The sequence below is a fragment of the Archangium sp. genome (assembly GCF_036388035.1).
Lineage (GTDB): Bacteria > Myxococcota > Myxococcia > Myxococcales > Myxococcaceae > Archangium.
Genome location: NZ_DASVSO010000337.1, coordinates 1 through 1,985, shown reverse-complemented (window position 1 = coordinate 1,985; position 1,985 = coordinate 1). Strand labels below are relative to the sequence as shown.

General features: G+C 67.9%; 4 protein-coding genes. 1 reads left to right on the top strand and 3 read right to left on the bottom strand.

Features of this window, described 5'->3' with window-relative positions; all coding sequences use genetic code 11:
• Window positions 1-314: permease prefix domain 1-containing protein (locus VF697_RS13840; RefSeq protein ID WP_331095081.1), on the bottom strand; the 314-nt coding region annotated here is incomplete at its 3' end.
• Window positions 315-322: 8 nt separating this feature from the next.
• Complete coding sequence (locus VF697_RS13835; protein ID WP_331095079.1) at window positions 323-655, bottom strand: PadR family transcriptional regulator; 333 nt, start codon at window positions 653-655, stop codon at window positions 323-325.
• 173 nt (window positions 656-828) lie between these two features.
• On the opposite strand from VF697_RS13835, the gene VF697_RS13830 reads away from it, so the two are divergent.
• Window positions 829-1,659 carry a polyphosphate kinase 2 family protein gene (locus VF697_RS13830; protein WP_331095077.1) on the top strand — a complete coding sequence of 277 codons (831 nt, stop codon included), beginning with the start codon at window positions 829-831 and terminating at the stop codon, window positions 1,657-1,659.
• Between the two features lie 87 nt (window positions 1,660-1,746).
• Here VF697_RS13830 and VF697_RS13825 read toward each other — a convergent pair.
• Window positions 1,747-1,985: DUF6209 family protein (locus VF697_RS13825; protein WP_331095075.1), on the bottom strand; the 239-nt coding region annotated here is incomplete at its 5' end.

The following is a 1,985-nucleotide window of genomic DNA, read 5'->3' as shown; positions in this document are numbered from 1 at the left end:
GTGAAGCCGGGGCTGTGCCACAGCGTCCGCAGCGCGTACCGCACGTCCTGCACCAGCGCATCCAAGAACAAGCTCCGCTTCATCTCCCGCTCCCTCTCGTGACCGATGCGGACGCACTCCTCGCGCACGTGAGTCACGTCTCCGAACTCGCGCTCGGCGGCCGCGCGCGCCTCGGCGGGCGACAGCCCCTGCCGCTCCAGCTTCTCGGCGCGCATCTCCAGGTGGAACCGCAACTCCTCGTCCACGTCCTGCTCCACCGCGCGCGGACGGACGACGAGCCTCAACAGCCGCTTGAAACCAGGGTTGCCACGCATGGGAGGTCTCAGGCCGCTTCCAGCACGCGGGTGACGGCCGCCGCGTAGCGCCTCCACACCTGCGTCTCGGCCCGCAGGTGCGCGCGACCCGCCGAGGTGAGCCGGTAGAACTTCGCCCGCCGGTTGTTCTCCGACAGGCCCCACTCCGCCTCCAGCAGGCCCCGCTTCTCCAGGCGGTGCAACGCCGGGTAGAGCGCCCCCTCCTCCACCTTCAGCTCCTGCCCGCTCCGCTCCCGGACGTTCTCCGCCACCGCGTACCCGTGCAGCGGGCCCCACGACAGGCTCTTGAGGATGAGCACGTCCAGCGTGCCCTGCAGCAGCTCCAGCGAGGTGTCCGCCATGTAGCCCACTCCCCTCAGATGCTCAGGGGAACAAGGCGTGCGTTCCCCTCAGATGTTGAGGGGACTGTCGCCCGGGCTCCCCTAAGGTGTCAAGGGGAGCACCGCCGCGTCCCCCACACGGGTTGTCAGGGCTGATTCCACATGGGAGCCTCACCGCTCCCAGGGAGGGAACCGTGGACACCATCACCACGCTCGACAAGACGAACGAGAAGGTCCGGCTGAACGCCATCTCCGAAGCACCCCCGAAGGGAACGGACAAGACCGCGGCGAAGAAGGAGCTCGAGGCGCTGGGCGAGGAGCTGTTCGACCTGCAGGATCTCCTGTGGGGCGCGCGGATGAACTCGGTGCTCATCGTCCTCCAGGGCCGAGACACCGCGGGCAAGGATGGGACCATCAAGCACGTCGTGGGCCTGCTCAACCCCCGAGGCGTCAGCGTCACCTCCTTCGGTGTCCCCAGCGAGGAGGAGAAGGAGCATGACTTCCTCTGGCGCATCCACCGCCACGCGCCGCGCAAGGGGGAGTTCGCCATCTTCAACCGCTCCCACTACGAGGACGTGCTCGTCGTGCGTGTGCACGACCTCGTCCCCGAGTCGCTCTGGAAGGAGCGCTACGGGCACATCCGCGACTTCGAGGAGCTGCTCGTCGAGCACGGCACCATCGTCCTCAAGTTCTTCCTCCACATCAGCCGCGAGGAGCAGGAGAAGCGCCTCATCGGACGCGAGCAGGAGGTGCGCAAGGCCTGGAAGATCAACGCCGGGGACTGGGAGGACCGCGAGCACTGGGACGACTACACGGAGGCCTACGAAGAGGCCCTCTCGCGCACGGCGACCAAACGGGCCCCGTGGATCATCGTGCCCTCGGACTCGAAGTGGTACCGCAACCTCGTGGTGGCGCGTGCGGTCACCGAGGCGCTCCGGCCCTACCGCGAGGACTGGCAGAAGAAGCTCGATGAGGTGGGCACGCGCAAGAAGGCGGAGCTGGAGGCCTGGAAGAAGGGCCGGTGAGCCGAAAGCGCCGCGCGACTCCTCGCTCCGGGTGGAGGGAGCGAGGAACGAGCGTGGGGACCTGGCGAGTGGCGGCTGGGACGACGACTACGGCTGGAGCGTGAACGTGTAGATGGGCCAGGAGCTGGGGTCGTAGGCGACGCAGCTTCCACGGTCCCAGTTCTTGAAGCGCATCTCCAGGGTGCGGGCACCGACGGGCGCGGTGATGGTGGCTGGCACCGGCTCGCGGCGGTACCCACTCGTGCTGGTCACGTAGGCGCTCTGGAAGGTGCCGTAGTCGAAGCGGTACTCGACGGTGATGAACCAGGTGTCCATGCCGCTGTACG

Coding starts and splice junctions, on each gene's coding strand:
- VF697_RS13835 (WP_331095079.1), bottom strand. CDS start 655: ATGGCGGACACCTCGCTGGAGCTGCTGCAGGGCACGCTGGACGTGCTC.